General features: G+C 43.5%; 1 protein-coding gene and 1 pseudogene. Both read right to left on the bottom strand.

The window, feature by feature from the left end; genetic code table 11:
* A pseudogene (locus tag BBROOKSOX_RS09380) lies at positions 1 to 1,699 on the bottom strand (FG-GAP-like repeat-containing protein); the annotation flags it as partial.
* Positions 1,623 to 3,909 (bottom strand): integrin alpha (locus BBROOKSOX_RS09385; protein WP_180323960.1); only part of this gene is annotated, 2,287 nt, incomplete at its 5' end. The gene BBROOKSOX_RS09385 and the pseudogene BBROOKSOX_RS09380, both read right to left, overlap by 77 nt.

Raw genomic sequence — 3,909 nt, forward strand, 5'->3', positions numbered from 1 at the left:
AGCCACTATGATCACCCGCTGATTCGCCAATGATAATAAAACCACCAATACCAGTGGCAATGTCTGATAATTCAATGGTATTGGTATTGTCTTTTTTGCCGAACACAACATATGATTTACCTGTGCGTGATTTACCGCTTGGATCGGCAGCATGAGCGCCTACAATTAAATCATCTAAGCCATCGCCATTGACATCACCTGCACTGGAAACTGAGTAACCATTACGATCACCCGCTGACTCGCCATTAATAACAAAGCCACCTGTACCAGCGGCAATGGCTGATAAATTAATAGCGGTATTGTCTTGTTTGCCAAATATAACATACGATTTACCTGCACCTGATTTAGCACCATAAGCACCCACAATCAAATCATCTAAACCATCACCGTTGACATCACCTGCACTGGAAACTGCATAGCCACTATGATCACCCGCTGACTCACCCTTGATAACAAAGCCACCTTTACCAGTGGCAATGGCTGATAATTCAATAGGATAGGTGTCTTGTTTGCCAAACACAACATACGATTTACCTGCTTTTTTCTCACCGCTTGGATTGGCGTGATGTGCACCAATAATTAAATCATCTAAGCCATCGCCATTGACATCACCTGCGCTGGATACTGAAAATCCACTATAATCATGCCTTGACTCGCCTTTTATAACAAAGCCGACTGTATTTTTGCCAGCAGCAATGACTGATAAATTAATAGCAGCGGTGTCTTGTTTGCCGAACACGACATACGATTTACCAGCGTTATGTGCACCAATAATTAAATCATCTAAGCCGTCGCCATTGACATCACCTGCACTGGAGACTGAGAATCTACTATGATTACGCATTGACTCGCCACTGATAACAAAGCCACCTGTGCCAGTAGCAATGGCTGATAATTCAATGGCAGCGGTGTCTTGTTTGCCGAACACGACATACGATTTAGCTTCCTTAGTACCCACAATTAAATCATCTAAGCCATCGCCATTGACATCACCTGCACTGGAGACTGAATGTCCACTAAAATCACCCGCTGACTCGCCATTGATAACAAAGCCACCTGTGCCAGTAGCAATGGCTGATAATTCAATGGGATCGGTGCCTTGTTTGCCGAACACAACATACGATTTACCTGCTTTTGGTTTGCCACCTGGATTGGCAGTATAAGCACCCACAATTAAATCATCTAAGCCATCGCCATTGACATCACCTGCACTGGAGACTGAACGACCACTATGATCATGTGTTGACTCACCATTGATAACAAAGCCACGCTGAGCCACCGTTAATATTACATCTTTTTGAACCCAGATCTCGGCATTAGCACCTGTACTGGCGTTACTATGAGTGTAAACAGAATAAGTGACACCATTAACAGTTTTCTCAGTTGTTAAATAGTCAAAGTCAATAACTATCACTTTGTCGCCACTATTGCCCAATACTTTAAGAATATTGGTGCTAGTAGAGGTGTGTAATAAATCATCTAAGTTGAGCTTTAGGGTGTTGTTGCCTGAGCCTGTAATGTCAATAACTTCAATGTCTTGGATGCGTCTGTCACTGATCTTAGTTAGATCTAGAGTTAAACCTGCACCCTCAAGTTTAAGGGTGTCAATACCACCACCACCATCAACACGGGCACGGTTGCCTGCGCCGGTTTTTTCTAGTGCGGCGATGTTGCTGGCGTTGATGATAATTGAATACATCCATACCACCGTTGCCCGTTAGGATGTCGTTGCCTGCACCAGCAACAAAGATTTCATCTTTAGTGGTGCCAGTAAGAATATTGTCATTTTTATCGCCGAGGTAATCAATGGTGTATTTTGACTTATCACCCAATTTTGATAAATCTATGGCATTAGTGTCGGTTTTGCCGAAGATGACATAGGATTTACCTGCGCTTGTCCTGCCGCTCGGATCGGCATTCCAAGCACCCACAATTAAATCATCTAAGCCATCACCGTTGACATCACCTGCGCTGGAGACTGAGTGGCCACTATAATCACCCGCTGATTCGCCAATGATAACAAAACCACCAATACCAGCGGCAATGTCTGATAATTCAATGGCATTGGTATTGTCTTTTTTGCCGAACACAACATATGATTTACCCTGGTGTGATTTACCGCTTGAATCGTCAGAACCATAAGCACCCACAATTAAATCATCTAATCCATCACCGTTAACATCACCTGCGTTGGAGACCGAGCAACCACTATAATCACGCGCTGACTCGCCATTGATAACAAAGCCACCTGCGCCAGCGGCAATGGCTGACAATTCAATGGCATCAGTGTTGTCTTTTTTGCCAAATACAACATACGATTTACCTGCATGTGATTGACCGCTTGGATCGGCTTGCCTAGCACCTATAATTAAATCATCTAAGCCATCACCGTTAACATCACCTGCGCTGGAGACTGAGTAGCCACTATAATCACGCACTGACTCGCCATTGATAACAAAGCCACCTTTGCCAGCAACAATGTCTGACAATTCAATGGCATCGGTGTTGTCTTTTTTGCCGAATACAACATACGATTTACCTGCTTTTGATTTATCGTTTGGATTGGCTTCATAAACACCTATAATTAAATCATCTAAGCCATCGCCATTGATATCGCCTGCGCTGGAGATTAGATGACCTCTATAGTCATTCCATGGCTCGCCCTTGATAACAAAGCCATCTGTGCTTGTGCCAGCAGCAATGGCTGGTAAATTAATGGCATTAGTGTCTTGTTTGCCAAACAAGACATATGATTTACCTATGTCACGTGCACTAATAATTAAATCATCTAAGCCATCACCATTGACATCGCCCGCACTGGAGACTAAGTGGCTACTCCAAAAACTCCCTGGCTCGCCCTTGATAACAAAGCCACCTGCGCCAATAATGCTTGATAAATTAATGGCATCGGTGTCTTGTTTGCCGAATACAACATACGATTCACCTGCGTTTGATTTATCGTTTGGATTGGTGCTATAAGCACCGATAATTAAATCATCTAAACCATCACCATTGACATCACCTGCGCTGGAGACTGAGCGACCACTATAATTACGCACTGACTTGCCATTAATAACAAAGCCACCTTTGCCAGCAACAATGTCTGATAAATTAATGGCATCGGTGTCCTGTTTACCGAACACGATATAGGATTTACCTGCAGATGATTTACCACTTGGATCGGCACCATAAGCACCGATAATTAAATCATCTAAGCCATCGCCGTTAACATCGCCTGCGTTGGAGACCGAGTAGCCACTATGATCACGCGCTGACTCGCCCTTGATAACAAAGCCACGCTGAGCCCCCATTAATGTGACACCTTTTTGAACCCAAAGCTCGGCATTAGCACCTGCATTAGCGTCACTATGAGTGTAAACATCATAAGTGACGCCATTAACAGTTTTCTTGGTTACTAAACCATTAAAGCCAGTGACAATGACTTCATCACCACTATTGCCCAATACTTTAAGAATATTGGTACTAGTAGAGGCGTGTAATAAATCATCTAAGTTGAGCTGTAGGGTGTTGTTACCTGAGCCTGTAATATCAATAACTTCAATGTCTTGGATGCGTCTGTCACTGATTTTAGTTAGATCTAGAGTTAAACCTGCACCCTCAAGTTTAAGGGTGTCAATACCACCACCACCATCAACACGAGTGCGGTTGCCTGTGCCGGTTTTTTCTAGTGCAGTGATATTACTGGCGTTAATAATGATGTTGTCGTTGCCTAAACCTGCATTGAATACATCCATACCACCGTTGCCCGTTAGGATGTCGTTGCCTGCACCAGCAACAAAGATTTCATCTTTAGTAGTGCCAGTAAGAATATTGGCATTTTTATCGCCGAGGTAATCAATGGTGTATTTTGACTTATCACCCAGTTTTGATAGATCTATGGCGCCAGTG

The organism is bacterium endosymbiont of Bathymodiolus sp. 5 South, from assembly GCF_900128535.1.
In the GTDB taxonomy this organism is placed as follows: Bacteria; Pseudomonadota; Gammaproteobacteria; order PS1; family Pseudothioglobaceae; genus Thiodubiliella.